The sequence below is a fragment of the Pseudomonas sp. Leaf48 genome (assembly GCF_001421885.1).
In the GTDB taxonomy this organism is placed as follows: Bacteria; Pseudomonadota; Gammaproteobacteria; order Pseudomonadales; family Pseudomonadaceae; genus Aquipseudomonas.
This window is the reverse complement of sequence record NZ_LMLH01000003.1, coordinates 93,757-109,289: the sequence shown is the minus strand read 5'-3', so window position 1 is coordinate 109,289 and position 15,533 is coordinate 93,757. Positions and strand designations below refer to the sequence as shown.

The following is a 15,533-nucleotide window of genomic DNA, read 5'->3' as shown; positions in this document are numbered from 1 at the left end:
CCATGATCGGGATGATCGGACTGGACCGCCGTACCGGCCAACTCATTTCCGGCCTCGATCACCTGCGCCAGTCCATCGAGGACATCTTGTCCACGCCCTTGGGCAGCCGACGCATGCGCCCGGAGTACGGCAGCAAGCTGCGGCGCTTTGTCGACCTGCCGGTCAATGACGGCTGGAAGAGTGCCGTGCAAGCCGAGGTGGCCAGCACGTTGGGCCGTTGGGAACCACGTCTAAAGCTGGGGCGGGTGCGCGCGGTGGCCATTCTCGACGGGCGTATCACCTTTGAGCTGACCGGGCAGTACCTGGGTAGCGACGTGACTTTGGAGGTGTCCGCATGACCATGGAACTGGCGGCCCTGCCGCCGCCGCAAGTGCTGGAGGACCTCGACTTTGAGGAGGTTTACCAGGAGAAACTGGAAGCCTTCCGCCTGAGCATGGGTGACAATTGGAGCGCGGAGCTGGAAAGTGACCCGGTACTCAAGCTGATCGAGCAGGCGGCGTATGGTGCCTTGCAGAACCGGGCGCGGGTCAACGACGCGGGCAAGGCCTTGCTGTTGGCCCATGCCGAGCGGGCCGACCTCGATCACCTGGCCGCCAACGTCAATCTGCAACGCCTGGTGATTCAGGCGGGAGATCCGAGCACGGTGCCGCCGACGCCGCAGGTGCTCGAAGAGGACGATGCCCTGCGTGAGCGGGTGCAGCTGTCGTATGAGGGGCTGACCACGGCGGGGCCGCGTAACAGCTACATCCTGCATGCGCGCAACGCCTCCGGGTTGGTGGCCGATGCCACGGCGGAAAGCCCATCGCCGGCCGTGGTGGTGGTCACCGTGCTCAGCCTCGAAGGCAGTGGCGCCGCCTCGCCGGAACTGCTGGAAGAGGTCCGGCTGCACCTCAATGACGAAGACGTGCGGCCGGTGGCGGACCGCCTCACGGTGCAGAGTGCCGTGGTCATCGATTACCGCATTGAAGCGGTGTTGTATCCGCAGGCACCCGGCCCGGAGAACGAAGCCTACCTGGCCGAAAGCCAAAAACGCCTGAGCGAGTGGATCAACCCGCGTCGTCGCCTGGGGCTGGAAGTAGCGCGCTCGGGGATCGATGCGCAATTGCACGTTCCCGGCATCGCCCGGGTAGAGCTGCTGGGCTGGACCGACATCAAGCCGACTAAGGCCGAGGCGGCGTATTGCACCGGTTACAGCGTGACGCTGGGGGCCTGACATGAGCAGTCTGTTACCGCTTAACAGCACCCCGCTGGAATTGGCCGTGGAAGCGGCCAACTACGAAAACACGTTGATTCCGCTGCGCAGTTTGTACAACGCCGACAGCTGCCCCGAACACCTGTTGCCGTACCTGGCCTCGGCCTGGTCGGTGGACCGCTGGAACAACAACTGGACCCAAGAGGCCAAGCGCACGGCGATCCGCTCCGCGTACGACGTGCATGCACGCAAAGGCACCATCGGCTCGCTGCGGCGGGTGGTCGAGCCCTTGGGCTACCTGATCGACGTCGTGGAATGGTACGACACCGTGCCGGAAGGCGTGCCCGGCACCTTCGCTCTGGAGGTCGGCCTGAATGACGCCGGCATCACCGAGGAGCTGTACGAGGAACTGGCGTGGTTGATCGACGATGCCCGTCCGGTCAGCCGGCACATGACCAACCTGGCGCTCAGTCTGCAGACCGAAGGGGTGCTGGGCATTGCCGTGTGCGTGCAAGAGGGCGAAGAGATCGACGTGTACCCACCGGCTCCGCAAGACATCGACGTGACCGGCAGCTTTGGCCCGGCGCTTTGCGTCGATGAAACCGATACTTTGGACGTTTATCCCTATGATTGATAAGACCAGTCAGTTTTTTGCCATTCTCACGGCGGTCGGTGAAGCCAAACATGCCAATGCCATCGCCATGGGCCTGGACTGGATGTTCACCGAGATGGGCCTGGGCGATGCCAACGGCACCGACCCGATTCCCGATCGCCTGCAGACCCAGTTGATCAATGAATGGCGCCGGGCGCCGATCAACCAGATCCGCGTCGATCCGGCCAATCCCAACACCGTCATCACCGAACAGATCATTCCGCCGGAAGTCGGCGGCGAATGGATTCGCGAGATCGGCCTGTACGACGTTGACGGCGACCTGGTGGCGGTGGCCAACTGCGCGCCGAGCTATAAACCGTTGCTGGACCAAGGCAGTGGCAAGACCCAAGTGGTGCGGATGAACTTCATCGTCAGCAGCTCGGCGAACATCGTGCTGAAGATCGATCCGGCGGTGGTGCTGGCCACCCGCGAATACGTGGACCTCGCGATCAGCGAAGCGCTGGCCAAGCTGGATCACAAACAGTCAGCGCGGGTGGCGACGACCGCCGCCATTGCCCTGAGCAATCTACAGACCATCGATGACGTGGCCGTGGTCGTCGGTGACCGGGTGTTGGTGACCGCCCAGGCGCTGCCCCAAGAGAATGGCCTGTATGTCGTCAGCGCCGAAGGCTGGACGCGGGCCGCCGATGCCGACAACAGCCTGGAAGTGACACCGGGGTTGTTTATCCACGTCGAGCAGGGCACGACCAACGGCGACAGCCTCTGGCAGTTGGTCACCGACGTGCCGATCACCCTCGGCACCACCGGTTTGCAGTTTGAAATAATCGCAGGCGGCAGTGGGGTCGGTGTGGGCACCTTTCGCAGTGTCACCGTCGATGCCCTCGGGCGTGTGGTCGCCGGTACCAACCCGACCACCCTGGACGGCTACGGCATCACCGATGCCCTGGCAGTGACCGAAAACTTGGGCGATGTTGCGGATGTGGTCGAGGCTCGGAATAACCTCGGGCTGGGCACCGCTGCGACCGCTGATGTGCAGGTCCATCTGCACGATGAAACGCCTGATGCGCTGATGAAGGTCGGAGCGTTCGGCTGGGGCGGGCCTGCCTATGCGGTCAGTGACGTTGACATCGGTGGTTTGAACGCGGAGACGGCCCTCTATTTCATCAGCAATGGCATAGGAGGGCCAGGTGGCGGGATCTATGAGGGTTGGGTTCGCGTTTCGGCGATTACACCAGGTCAATACGCCTTCCAGGAGATTTATGGGAATGCCGACCACACCCTACACCGCCGGGCCTTGACTGCCGGTGTTTGGGGCGAATGGGAAAGCATATGGGACTCAACCAATCTGGTTAAACAAATCTACCCCCAAGATGACACGCCAGGCCGTGTATTGCTCACGGGTGCTTATGGTATCGGTCACGGGGGGATTGTCCTTCCCGACGGCACTGATCTAAACACAATCACTACTGTGGGCATTTACCGGGTGAACACCAGCCTGAACATGCCTGCCGGCGGTCAATTCTCCCCCATGCTGGTTGCAGTCAGTCAAGACACCCTCTGGCAACAAATCACCAGCTATAACTCCGGTACAACCTATACCCGAGGCGCAGTTCAGACCCCAGAGGGATATGAATTCAGTGAGTGGGTAACGGGTTGGAACACTAGCAACTTTGACCCTGCTGCGTATCAGGCGGCACTGGGTTTCACTCCCGTGCAGCAAGGCGGTGGTGCGGGTCAGGCGTCGAACAAGGTCTACATTGGTTATCGACCCGCCTCGAGCGACGTGGGTTTACAGGTTGATGCATCCGACTTCGGGAAGATCTGGACCGAAAGTAATTTTGATCCTGCTTCCATATTTTCGCTTCCCGTTGGAGTGCCGTTTCCATGGCCAACCGCTACGCCACCCGACAAATGCGTTTTGATGGGGGGGCAGCCGTTCAATGTCGAGTGGTACCCGGCATTGGCAGCCGTGTATCCCACTGGAATGCTGCCAGATCTGCGCGGTGAGTCGATTCGTGGTCTGGATGGCGGGCGCGGAATCGATCCCGACTATGGGCGCCCTGTGTTGAGCCTTCAACTCGACGCGCTACAAAACATGACGGGTGAACTCAGGCTGCAAGATGACGATTCAATGTTGCTGGTGAATACCGCGACCGGCGTATTTACGGCTACGGGTTACATGACGAGTGATATACCCGCTGCACCACGAGTCAGTACAACGGGCAACATGTCGGTAACTTTCAATCCTTCAGCCGTCGTCCGTGTGAGTCCAGAAACCCGAATGCGCAACGTCGCTTACAACTACATCTGCAGGATGTATTGATGACTACTTTAGTGAATGGCTTTTTTGATGAGAGTGGCTGGATTGACGTTTACACGTTCAGTGAAACCACCGGTGAGTACCTCGGACAGCACGACATCTATGTGAGTCGCGGCTGCGGTCTACCGGCTGGCGCAACGCTGGAGGTGCCGCCTGAAGCCCCGGAGCAGCAGGTGGTCGTCAGGCAACAGAATGCGTGGGGCGTGGTGCCTGATTATCGTGGCGTGGCTTTCCGCACCACCGATGGTGCCGAAGTGACGCATTCGATGCCGGGCGAGTTACCGGCCGAACTGACGGCGTTGCCGCGACCGAGTGCGGCCCATCTCTGGGACGGTCTCGATTGGGTGCTCGATGCCGCGCTCGATCTGGCGATGCAAAACCGTCGAGAACGATCGTGGATCGAAAATGAACTGCACTGGGCTGGCCGAGAGATCGACAAGCATCTGGATGCTGATCCGGCTGCGCTGAACACCGAACTCGCCTGGCGCACCTACCGCAATGAACTGCGGGCCTGGCCTCTTTCGCCAGACTTTCCAGCCAGTGATAAACGGCCGTTAAAGCCGGACGGACTGACCAGCACCGCGTCCTGACGCCCCGCATTGCCGGGGCGTTTTCTTTTCCATGCTGCAAGTCACCGCACATCCCCACGGCCTCGCTTATGCGGGGCTTTTTCGTTTCTGGAGCATCACTCTATGAGTTTTTTTCACGGCGTCACCGTGACCTTGGTGGACACCGGCGCCCGGCATATCGCCACCCCGTCCGCGTCGATCATCGGCCTGTGCAACACCTTCACCGTGGGGCCGCCGGCAACCGCAGCGGCCAACGAATTGCTGCTGATCACCCGCGAAAGCGAAGCGGTGGCCGCCTGGGGGCCGGACGCGGCCATCACCCAGGACTGTAAAGCGATTTTCAAGCGGTCGAAGGCAGTGATTGTCGCTGTCGGTGTGCCGCTGCTGGACGACCCGGCCGAGCAGTTGTCCGCGATCATCGGTGGCGTTTGGGCCGACGGCAGCCGTACTGGCATGCAGGCGTTGCTCAACGGCAAAAGCAAGTTCAACGCCCAGCCACGGTTGTTGGTGACTCCGGGGTACTCGTCGACGCTGGCGGTGGGCACGGAGCTGGTGGCACTGGCCGACAAGATGCGGGCCATGGCCATCCTCGACGGGCCGAACACCACCGACGAAGCTGCCATTGAGTACGCCGAAAATTTCGGCAGCAAACACGCCTACATGGTCGACCCCGGCGTGCAGTTCTGGGACACCGGGACCAGTGCCACGGTCAACGCGCCGGCTTCGGCCTGGACTGCCGGCTTGTTTGCGTGGACCGATGCCACCTACGGCTTCTGGGCCTCGCCGTCGAACAAGGAGTTTGTCGGCATCACCGGCACCACGCGGCCAATCGAGTTTCTCGACGGCGATGCGTCCTGCCGGGCCAACCTGCTCAACAACGCGAATATCACCACGATCATCCGTGATGACGGCTACCGCCTGTGGGGCAACCGTACGCTGTCCAGCGACCCGAAATGGAAGTTCGTCACCCGCGTACGCACGCTGGACATCGTCATGGACGCCATCCTTTACGCGCACAAGTGGGCCGTCGACCGTTCGATCACCGCGACCTACGTCAAGGACGTGACCGAAGGCCTGCAGGCGTTCATGCGCGACCTGAAGAATCAGGGCGCGATCATCAACTTCGAGGTGTATGCCGACGAAGAGTTGAACACCTCCAGCGAACTCAGCGACGGCAAGGTGTATTGGAACATTCGGTTCACTGACGTACCGCCGGCCGAAAACCCGAACTTTCGCGTGGAGGTGACCGATCAGTGGATCACTGAAGTGCTGGACACCGCCGCCTAAGGAGGCCGCTTTATGATTCCGGAAGTGCTCTACAACACCAACCTGTTCGTGGACGGCATCAGCCTGCAAGGCGATGTGCCGAGCCTGACCCTGCCCAAGTTGACCCTCAAGACTGACGAGTACCGCGCTGGCGGCATGGACGCGGCGGTCGAACTCGACATGGGTATGGAGAAGTTGGAAGCCAGCTTCCTCACCAACGGTGTGCGCCGCGAGGTGCTGAAGTTCTTCGGCCAGTCCGACCTGACCGGGTTCAACGCCTCGTTCCGCGGTGCCTTCAAGGGCCAGAAAGGTTCGGTCAAGTCGGTGGTCGCCACCCTGCGTGGCAGCCTCAAGGAAGTCGATCCGGGGGACTGGAAACCGGGTGAAAAAGGCGAGTTCAAGTACGCCGTCGCGGTGACCTATTACAAGCTGGAAATCGACGGCAGCGTGATGTTTGAAATCGATCCCCTCAACTCGATCCGCGTCATCGATGGCACCGATCAACTGGCCGCTGTGCGGTCTGCCCTGGGCATGTAAGGAGCAACACCATGAGCAATGTGAAAGACAACGTTCTGCCCAAGTGGCTGCAACTGGGCGATGGCATTGCCACCGTGGCCCTGTCCCGGCCGAGTCAGGCCAACGGCATTCAGGTCGACAAACTGTCCCTGCGCGAACCGACGGTGCGCGAGATGCGCGCCGCGACATTGCAGGGCGGTACCAACGAAGAAGAGCAGGAGATGGTCCTGTTCTGCAGCCTGGCGAGCATCGGCCGCGCGGATCTGGAGGGGCTGCTGATGCGTGATTATCGTCGTCTGCAGACCGCCTATTTTCGTTTGGGAGCAGACGACGGGGTTTAACCCCAGGCTGCAAAAGGCCCTGGCCAAACGCTTGGCCGTCGAGTTGAATTTTTCGGCGGCCGAGATTCAGGGGCTGTCGTTTTCCGAGATGGTCTGGTGGCTCACGGACTGAGCCCATCCCCGTTGCATATAGGTACTCCGCATGGCGAACAAACTCTCGCTCGGGCTGGTAATTGGCGGCGCCGTCGATTCATCCCTGGGCGCCGCCTTCAAGAATGTCAGCGGCGAAATGAAAAAGCTCGAGGCGCAAACCACCCGCGCCAAAGGTTTGCAGAAAGTCATCGGCGAGACCATGCGTCTACGCGATGAATGGAAAAAAGCCCACGACAGCGGGGCGGCCAATGCCGACGCCTTGCTGCGCAAACTGGAAACCAACACCAACAGCTTGCGCAAGCAGGGTGTCGAAGTCGGGCGCCTACGTCAGGAGTATTTGGCGCTGGGCAAGGTGGTGCGCAGTGCCGAGTTCAAAGCCAAAGGCATGGGGCAGGTCGAAGAGGGGCGGGAGAGCCTGCGCAGTGGATTTGGCACGGCGGTGGCCGGTACCACACTGGCCGCGGTACCGACCAAGGTCAGCGCGGATTTTCAGGCGATCATCCGGGACATCGCAATCAAGTCCGGTACCGCCAACACCCAACAGGAAATGGACACCGCCCGCGACATCGTCCAGACCTCAAAAGACACCGGCATGGCCAACACCCAAGTGGCCGACCTAGTGAATCAGTTGGTCGGTGGCGGCATGGTGTTGACCGAAGCGCTGAGGTACGCCCCGGTGGCTGCCAAGTTTGCAGTCGGGCAGGGCGCTTCGGGCACCGACACGGCGAAGATGATTCTGGCAATGCAGAACAACGCCAAGATCACCGACCCAAAAAAAATGGAACAGGCACTGGCGTCGGTTGCCCTGCTGGGCCAGCAAGGCAGCTTCGAGGCGGCCGACATGGCCAAGTGGTTTCCGGAGTTGTTGGCGCAGATGGCCAGCAGCGGCATCAGCGGCCAGGAGGCGGTGACGCAGCTGGGCGCCATGTTGCAGGTGCAGATCAAGAGCGCCGGCAGCGCCGATGAGGCGGCGAACAACCTGAAAAACTGGATCGCGAAAATCGGTTCGGGGGAAACGGTCAAAGGTTATGCCGATGCCGGGATCGACTATCAGGGCTCGATGAACGCCGCCATTGCCAAGGGGCTGTCGACCTTTGAAGCCAGTTTTGAACTGGCGCGCCGGTATGTAGAAAAGACCGACCCGAAAAAGGCCAAACAGCTGGATCAGGGCCTGACCCAGATCAACCAGGAGACGGACCCGGCCAAGGCGCAAGCGATGGCCGATGCCTTGGCCGCCACTTTGCGTACCGGCGATCTGTTTGCCGACATGCAGGTCAAGACCGCGCTGATGGCGTACACCCAGAACAAAAAATTCTACGCGGAGCTGAAAAAGGGCGCTTCGAACCCCGACGGCCCGCGCAAGGACATTCTCGACAAAAACCTGAACGAACGTCGCGAGAGCTCGTCGCAACGTTGGGCCGAAACCGGTCAGGCATTCAACGATTCGCTGCGTGCGATCGGTGATGCCCTGCGTCCGGCGACGGATGCGCTGGCCAGCGGTATCGGTGCAGCAGCGCGTGGCTTGACCGCCTTGTCCGAGGAGACGCCTAACGTGGTGCTGGGCCTGGCGGCGCTGAGTGCCGGAGCCTTGCTGGCGGGCAAGGCCTGGGCCGCACTGAAGATCGGTCGGGGGCTGGTGAACATCGCGCGCGGTTCGGCCGGCGACCGGTCCAATATCGTGCAGCGGGTATTCGTGACCAACGCGAATGACGGCGATGACGACGGGCTGGATCACGATTCAGGTCGAAAGAGAAAAGGCCCTGCAAGTCGGCCGTCCCGTGGCATGAAAGTGGGTGGGGCGCTGGCGGTGGTCGGTGCCGGCGTTCAGATGCTGGACACTTACCAGAACGCCACCACCCGTGATGAAAAGGCCGAAGGCTACGGCGAGGCGGCGGGTGGGCTTGCCGGTGGATTGGCGGGTGCAGCGGCCGGCGCGGCTATCGGTTCGGTCATTCCGTTGCTCGGTACCGCGGTGGGCGGAATGATCGGTGCCTGGCTCGGGGCGTGGGGCGGCGGCGACGTGGGCGCGACCATGGGCAAGGCGTTGTTTGGCGGGCCGGACACCCCGGTCGTACCCAAAGCACCGCTCGGACTCTTTCCTATGCCCGCCGGTCAGGAGGTTGGCGCGGTCGTGCGCTCGATGGACAGTGCCTCCGCCGCGCCGGTTACGGCGGTGGCATTGATGTCGAGCACCGCAGCAAAGACATCCGAATGGCCGAAGGTCGATCAGCAATTCACCTTCGCTCCGGCCCCAGTGTTTCAGGTGCACGGCGATGTGAAGGACCCGGCGCAGTTGGTCCGGGAATTGATGCCATACCTGCGCCGTCAGTTTGAAGATTTCGCCCGGGAAGCACGTTCCCGGCAGTTGTTTGATGCACCCCACGTGGGTTGAGGACGTGAAATGGCGGATGAAAAAACTTACCTGCAACACCTGCAAGGCGGGCTGAAGTACATGGTCGACGCCGGAGAGGCCGGGCGCACTGACCTGGAGTCCATGACCGGCCCCATGAATGGCGCGCTCAATGAGATCAGTGGGGCGGCCGATGCGCTGGAAGGTCTGCCCTTTATCAGCGAAGACCTGAGCGACAAGACCCGGCGTCTGCAGGATGCGATCAACTCGGCGCAGGCCAAGATTGGCAAGGTCGCCAGCTACTACAACCAGACCCAGCGCGCGCTGGCCCAGTTTGATGAGCACTTTTCCGCCCTGACCGAACAGATCGGCCGGTTTGGCGCGGCGTTCAGCAAGGTGGCCGGCAAGGCCAATGCTGCGTTGGGCAACATCCTGCCCACGGAATGGTTTGCCGGCGACATGACGCCGATAGCCGACGCGGTGAAGCCGTTCCCGCACCTGCTGATTCTCTACCCGCTCAAGGCCAATGAACGTCCGTATTACTTCAACCTGGACACCGCCGCGTTTGACGAACTCCGGCGGCAGACGTCGTTTCGCTGGGCCGCGCAGGAACGCCTGACGCGGCGCCCGGCACAGCAGGCGGTGGGTCTGGGTGAGGAAAAAATCACCATCAAGGGCACGATCTACCCGAGCTTCAAAGGCGGGCTGAAGCAGCTGGATACGCTGCGCAGCATCGGCGCCAAGTTGCTGCCACTGAACCTGACCACCGGTTATGGCGAGGTGTTGGGCAACTGGTGTTTGACCAATATTGAAGAAGAGCAAAGCGCCTTATTGCCCGGGGCGATCCCGCGCAAGCAGGGCTTTTCATTGGAGTTTGTCCGTTATGGCGATGACCTGCAGAACAGCTGACGGGGATCTGCTCGACACCCTGTGTCACCACTATTACGGCCACCTGAACCGCAGCGTCGAGGCGGTGCTGGCCGCCAACCAGGGCCTGGCCGATGAGCCGCAGCCGTTCCGGGCCGGCGTACTGATCACGCTGCCGGACCTGGTGGTCGAGACTGACAGCGAGATCTCGCTATGGGATTGATCCCGTTACCCAGCCCGCCGAGTGCGGGCTTTTTCTTGTTCGGAGTACCGACATGCAACCGCTTTTCCGCATCGTTGCCGACGGCGCCGACATCACCACCTTGATCAATGATCGGCTGGTCTCGCTACAGCTATCCGATCGGCCCGGCATGGCCTCGGATTCGTTTGAGCTGCGCATTGATGACCGTGACGGCGCCGTGTCGCTGCCCGTGCGTGGCGCGAGTATCGAAATCTACCTGGGTTATGTCGGCGCCGACCTGACCCGCATGGGCCGCTACACCGTGGACGAAGTGGCCGTCTCCGGCCCACCGGATACGCTGGTGATCAGCGGCAAGGCCAGCGACATGCGCGGCAGCGGCAAAACCACCCGCAGTGGCAGTTGGGAGGATGTCAGCCTGGCGGAGATCGTCGGTGACGTGGCGGCCCGCAATGGCTGGCAGCCGTCGTGTCCGGTCGATACCCGGGTGCCGCGCATGGATCAGCTCAATGAGTCGGACTTCAATTTCATCACCCGGGTGGCCAAGAAGCACGACTGCACGGCCAAGGTGGCCGACGGCAAGCTGCTGGTCTTGCCGCGACAGGGCGGACAGAGCGCCAGTGGCAAGGCCTTGGCGGTGATCACCCTGCAACGCAGTGATGTGACCCGCTGGCAGTTTCGTTTGAGCGACCGCAGCGCCCATCAAGGGGTCAGCACCCAGTACCAGGACTCGGCCAGCGGCGAACTGCTGATTTCGCACTTGGACAACCCCAACGTGCCGGAAGGCCTGCCGCCGGTGCATACCGACCGCCATCTGTATCCGGACCGCACGGCGGCCGATGAAGCGGCGAAGGCACGCCTGGCCGCGTTCAACCGCTCGACGGCCTCGGTGCGTCTGGACCTGCCTGGGCGAACTGACCTGTTTGCCGAAATCATGATCGAGGCGCAGGGCTTCAAGCGTGGGCTCGATGGTGAGTATTTGGCGGAGTCGGTGGATCACACTTTTACCCCGTCCGGGTGGACGGTGTCGGTGGAGTGCAACGGCGGCAAGGAGGGCAAGGCCAAGGCGTCAGGGAAACCGCAGAAGGTCGTACTTGAAGTGCCGGATTGATCGCCCGGGCGCATGAGTCGGCCCGAGTCAGAAGTTTCAAAAATCAAAGTAAAAGGAGCGGCCAAGCTGGATGCGTCAACATCCAGCTTGGCCACCGTCCCCGCAGATTGTCCCTGCAAGTCCCGCCAAGGCTCCTGCTCTGTGCACAAAGCACAGCGAGCCTAGCACCTGTTTATTTATACAGTAAAGGTCTTGCTATCTATGTCTTCACCCATCATCCCTTGGATGGGCGGCAAACGCCGTCTGGCCGATCGCCTTATTCCGCTGTTTCCTCCCCACGAATGCTACGTCGAAGTCTTTGCCGGCGGCGCCGCGCTGTACTTTATGCGACCCCAGGCGGCGCCCGTGGAAGTCCTCAACGACATCAACGGTGACCTGGTGACGTTGTATCGTGTGGTGCAAAATCACCTCGAAGAGTTCGTGCGTCAGTTCAAATGGGCGCTCAGTTCGCGTCAGGTATTCGAGTGGCAGAAGATGACCCGCCCGGAAACCCTCACCGACATCCAGCGCGCCGCGCGATTCTTCTACCTGCAGCACCATGCCTTCGCCGGCAAGGTGTCCAGGCAGACGTTCGGCACCGCGACCACCGGTCCGGCCATCAATCTGCTCCGTATCGAGGAAAACCTCTCAGCCGCGTGGCAACGCCTGTCCGGTACCTACGTGGAGAACCTGCCTTGGCTGGAATGCGCCGAACGCTACGATCGGGCACACACCTTCCACTACATGGACCCGCCGTACTGGCAGACCGCAGGGTATGGGGTGGATTTTCCGTTTGAAAATTACGAACGCATGGCCGATTTTATGCGCCGCTGTAAGGGCAGGGTGATGGTCAGCATTAACGACCACCCGGACATCCGCCGGGTGTTCGAGGGCTTTCATTTTGAGACGCTGGACATCCGCTACACCACGACTAACCAGCGGCAGGGTAAGGCCGAGGTCAGTGGAGAACTGGTGATCATGAACTGGGAGCCAGCGGCATTGGGAGGACTGTTTTGACGTGACAGCTATCGACCGACTCTGTTGAAAAAGTCGGTCCGCCCAAACTGCCTGCTCATTGGCTGGTGAAAACGCCTTTTTTGCACGCGGCTACGTGAAATTCGAGTCCGGAAGCCTCTGCCAAAAGTAAAGATTTCAATCTCGGACGCGTACTTTTCCGATGCGCAAACCATGGCCGACTTTTTCAACAGAATCGACCCAAAGGAGACGCTCAGAAGCGTCTCTGGGTTCTGGGGAGTTTCACTTATGTAGGACTTGTCGCCGATAATGGCCGCGTCGAAGAAATGACAGTTTCAGGCAGGTTGGTCGGCCAACAGGCTTGTCTGTCGCCCTTGAATCTCTCCTTCTATTTTTTCAGGCGGCGGGGCTCGGGGGGCGCCTTGCTCTCTCGATAGGAAGCAACCCAATTCGAAGGTGTCTTGCCAAACTGGCTGCGGAACCAGCGTGAAAAATCACCGGCCGTGGAAAAGCCGAGCAGTTCGGCCACCTCATAAAATCGGCGTCTGCTGTTGGCCAAATACTCTTCGGCGAGTTCAGCCCGTACAGCGTTGATGATCGTTGTGACACTCTCACCCTCAGTTGCCAGGTGGCGGTTAAGGGTGCGTCGATGCATGCCAAGATGCTGGGCAACCGCATCGACAGAACACAGTCCGCTTGGCAGCAGCATCTTGACGATCTGACGTACCCGCTGCGTCGGCTCGTCGCGCAGGTTAGCCAACTGCATGTCCAGCGATCGCTTCACTTCGCGATGCAGCGCGGGGTCCGCCTCAGGTATGGCCATATCCAAATCGCCCCCGCGGCAAACGATGGCGTTGAATTCCTGAGAGAACTCGATCGCGGTTCCCAACACACGGTGGTGTACTTCAAGGCTGGAGGGGGGGGCGTGAGTAAAACTGACCCTTACCGGCCGGAAGGTATAACCGCTCAGAATGCACAACGTGCGCAGGATAATTCCGGTTGCTTGTTCAATCGCTTGGCGCCAGACGCCATGATGGCCCTGCATGTTCACCCCCACATGCAGCAGGGTCAGATCGCCCACATCCTCAAGCCACAATTGCACACCGGCGTTATGCAGTCGCGTATAGCGAAAGCAAGATTGCAAGGCGGCGCGCAGTGTTGGCTCTTCGCGGATAAGCAGCGCCAGCATGCCAAAGTTGGAAAGGTGTCTCTTTTCGGCGAGCAGCAGACCGAAAGCCTCCTGACCGGACAATCGGGCTGACTCCTCTAGCAGCCACCCGACCGAATCGCTACTGATCATGATATTCGGATCGTCGAGGGCACTGGCCGGCAGCTTGGCCATCCGCAGCATACGAAAAGGATCGAGCCCCTCTGAACGGGCAACCTGTTCATAGTTGGTAAGGCTGGCACTCCGCGTCAGGGTATACATGATTTCCCTCGTGTCCCAATTTCGCAAGATTGAGTCCTGCGAAGCTTAGTGCAGGATGCCCCGTCAAAGCTACCTTCAGGCTTCCGAAAATAGAGAGCGGAAGGTAATGGATACGCGCTAGAACCTACTGCGGTTCAACAGCACGGCCCTTGGTCATGGGGATGCTCACGCGTGTGGGCATTGAAGTCACTTTCGTAAGCCGTAGCGGCTACACGCTTGATAACAACAATAAAACAACCACATTGAGGAGGCTGCATGGCCTTTCACCCAATCGCCGCCGACGATGACGACTCCGGTGGAGTCGGCGTTGCGCGTAAATATGCCTGGATTGTCTTCGCGCTGACGTTCGGCCTGTTGATTTCCGATTACATGTCACGCCAAGTGCTCAACGCGGTGTTCCCGCTGCTCAAGAGCGAGTGGGCGTTGAGCGACGGCCAGCTCGGTCTGCTCAGCGGCGTCGTTGCCCTGATGGTTGGCCTGCTGACGTTCCCTCTGTCGTTGATGGCCGACCGCTTCGGCCGGGTCAAGAGCCTGGCGTTGATGGCGCTGCTCTGGAGCCTGGCGACCCTGGGCTGCGCGGTGGCGCAGGACTACCAGCAGATGTTCATCGCGCGATTTATGGTCGGTGTCGGTGAGGCGGCTTACGGCAGCGTCGGCATCGCCGTGGTGATCTCGGTGTTCCCCAAACATATGCGCGCCACCCTGGCCAGTGCTTTCATGGCCGGTGGCTTGTTTGGTGCCGTGCTGGGCATGGCGTTGGGCGGTGCTATCGCGGCCAAGCTGGGCTGGCGCTGGTCGTTCGCCGGCATGGCTCTGTTTGGCCTGGTGCTGGCGGTGCTCTATCCGCTGATCGTCAAGGAAGCACGCATTGCGCCACAACGTGCCGCGCAGATTGCGAACAAGACGGCTGCCGCGGTCAAGCGTCCGCTGCGCACTTTGTGGTCCAGCCATTCGGTGATCGCCACGTACGTGGGTAGCGGTTTGCAGCTATTCGTCGGCGGTACGGTGATGGTGTGGATTCCCAGCTACCTCAACCGCTACTACGACATGCCCACCGACAAGGCCGGCGGCATGGCGGCGCTCATCGTGTTGTGCAGCGGTGTGGGGATGATTCTGTGCGGCATGCTCAGCGATCGCCTGTGTCGCCACTCACCGGAGCGCAAGGTCAGCCTGGCCATCGCCTTTTGTCTGGGCAGTTGTCTGTTTCTGTCGGCAGCCTTTGCCTTGCAGGCGGGGCCGGTGCAACTGCTACTGATCTGCCTGGGCATGCTGATTGCCACCGGTACCACCGGCCCTAGCGGCGCGATGGTTGCCAACCTGACCCATTACTCGGTGCACGGCACGGCCTTCGCCACGCTGACCCTGGCCAACAACCTGCTGGGGTTGGCACCGGGGCCGTTCATCACCGGTCGGGTGTCCGACCTCATCGGTTTGCATGCCGCGTTTCAACTGGTGCCGCTGGTCAGCCTCGCGGCAGCGGCGGTGTTCTTTTATGCCAAGTGTCATTACCACAGAGATATCGCCCGGCTTCAGGGGCAGAGCGTGCCTGACCCTGTCAGTGAAGCCGGGTTAGAGGTGAGGTTGTGAGTCGTCGTTTACGTATTGATGTGTTTTTCGATTTCTTTTGCGCCTGGTGCCTGATCGGCGAGCGCCAACTGGAACACTCGTAGGTACAGTTTCGACGTGCCTAGTGTGCAGTTCGGCCGGCAGAGG

15 protein-coding genes and 1 pseudogene are annotated in these 15,533 nt (G+C 60.9%); 15 read left to right on the top strand and 1 reads right to left on the bottom strand.

Annotated elements, in window-relative coordinates; all coding sequences use genetic code 11:
- Nucleotides 1–11: 11 nt before the first annotated feature.
- The 13 genes from ASE98_RS03410 to ASE98_RS03350 all read left to right on the top strand — a co-directional run bounded on the left by ASE98_RS03410 (nt 12) and on the right by ASE98_RS03350 (nt 12,433).
- The gene (locus tag ASE98_RS03410) at nt 12–338 is read left to right on the top strand and encodes a GPW/gp25 family protein (protein WP_043302559.1); all 327 of its coding nucleotides are present in this window, start codon (nt 12–14) and stop codon (nt 336–338) included.
- Nucleotides 335–1,213, top strand: coding sequence for a baseplate assembly protein (locus tag ASE98_RS03405; protein WP_060539980.1), 879 nt, complete (start codon nt 335–337; stop codon nt 1,211–1,213). The genes ASE98_RS03410 and ASE98_RS03405 overlap by 4 nt, the downstream gene beginning before the upstream one ends.
- Before the next feature lies 1 nt (nt 1,214).
- Nucleotides 1,215–1,826 carry a phage tail protein I gene (locus ASE98_RS03400; RefSeq protein WP_060539979.1) on the top strand — a complete coding sequence of 204 codons (612 nt, stop codon included), beginning with the start codon at nt 1,215–1,217 and terminating at the stop codon, nt 1,824–1,826.
- Nucleotides 1,768–4,128, top strand: a complete 2,361-nt coding sequence (locus tag ASE98_RS27645; RefSeq protein ID WP_162237377.1) for a phage tail protein — start codon at nt 1,768–1,770, stop codon at nt 4,126–4,128. The genes ASE98_RS03400 and ASE98_RS27645 overlap by 59 nt, the downstream gene beginning before the upstream one ends.
- Nucleotides 4,128–4,715, top strand: a complete 588-nt coding sequence (locus ASE98_RS03390) for a hypothetical protein (protein WP_060539977.1) — start codon at nt 4,128–4,130, stop codon at nt 4,713–4,715. The genes ASE98_RS27645 and ASE98_RS03390 overlap by 1 nt, the downstream gene beginning before the upstream one ends.
- A gap of 102 nt (nt 4,716–4,817) precedes the next feature.
- Complete coding sequence (locus ASE98_RS03385) at nt 4,818–5,981, top strand: phage tail sheath subtilisin-like domain-containing protein (RefSeq protein ID WP_060539976.1); 1,164 nt, start codon at nt 4,818–4,820, stop codon at nt 5,979–5,981.
- 12 nt (nt 5,982–5,993) lie between these two features.
- Complete coding sequence (locus ASE98_RS03380; RefSeq protein ID WP_060539975.1) at nt 5,994–6,497, top strand: phage major tail tube protein; 504 nt, start codon at nt 5,994–5,996, stop codon at nt 6,495–6,497.
- Between the two features lie 11 nt (nt 6,498–6,508).
- The gene (locus tag ASE98_RS03375; protein WP_060539974.1) at nt 6,509–6,817 is read left to right on the top strand and encodes a phage tail assembly protein; all 309 of its coding nucleotides are present in this window, start codon (nt 6,509–6,511) and stop codon (nt 6,815–6,817) included.
- A gap of 142 nt (nt 6,818–6,959) precedes the next feature.
- On the top strand, nt 6,960–9,302 hold the full coding sequence (locus ASE98_RS03370; protein ID WP_060539973.1) for a phage tail tape measure protein: 2,343 nt from the start codon (nt 6,960–6,962) through the stop codon (nt 9,300–9,302).
- A gap of 9 nt (nt 9,303–9,311) precedes the next feature.
- Nucleotides 9,312–10,169: a phage tail protein gene (locus tag ASE98_RS03365; RefSeq protein WP_060539972.1), complete on the top strand. Its 858-nt coding sequence runs from the start codon at nt 9,312–9,314 to the stop codon at nt 10,167–10,169.
- Nucleotides 10,144–10,350: a tail protein X gene (locus ASE98_RS03360; protein ID WP_060539971.1), complete on the top strand. Its 207-nt coding sequence runs from the start codon at nt 10,144–10,146 to the stop codon at nt 10,348–10,350. Before ASE98_RS03365 ends, ASE98_RS03360 begins: the two co-directional genes overlap by 26 nt.
- Nucleotides 10,351–10,402: 52 nt before the next feature.
- A complete protein-coding gene (locus tag ASE98_RS03355) occupies nt 10,403–11,437 on the top strand; it encodes a phage late control D family protein (RefSeq protein ID WP_060539970.1) in 1,035 nt (344 codons plus the stop codon).
- Nucleotides 11,438–11,638: 201 nt separating this feature from the next.
- Nucleotides 11,639–12,433: a DNA adenine methylase gene (locus tag ASE98_RS03350; RefSeq protein ID WP_060539969.1), complete on the top strand. Its 795-nt coding sequence runs from the start codon at nt 11,639–11,641 to the stop codon at nt 12,431–12,433.
- Nucleotides 12,434–12,779: 346 nt separating this feature from the next.
- Here the strand turns inward: ASE98_RS03350 and ASE98_RS03345 are convergent, their stop codons facing one another.
- Complete coding sequence (locus ASE98_RS03345) at nt 12,780–13,820, bottom strand: AraC family transcriptional regulator (RefSeq protein WP_060539968.1); 1,041 nt, start codon at nt 13,818–13,820, stop codon at nt 12,780–12,782.
- A 255-nt stretch (nt 13,821–14,075) separates the two neighbouring features.
- Between ASE98_RS03345 and ASE98_RS03340 the strand changes: the two genes are divergently transcribed.
- Both ASE98_RS03340 and ASE98_RS27070 read left to right on the top strand, forming a co-directional pair.
- A complete protein-coding gene (locus ASE98_RS03340) occupies nt 14,076–15,407 on the top strand; it encodes an MFS transporter (protein WP_060539967.1) in 1,332 nt (443 codons plus the stop codon).
- Nucleotides 15,404–15,487 (top strand): annotated as a pseudogene (locus tag ASE98_RS27070) (DsbA family oxidoreductase); the annotation flags it as partial. The gene ASE98_RS03340 and the pseudogene ASE98_RS27070, both read left to right, overlap by 4 nt.
- Nucleotides 15,488–15,533: the final 46 nt, after the last annotated feature.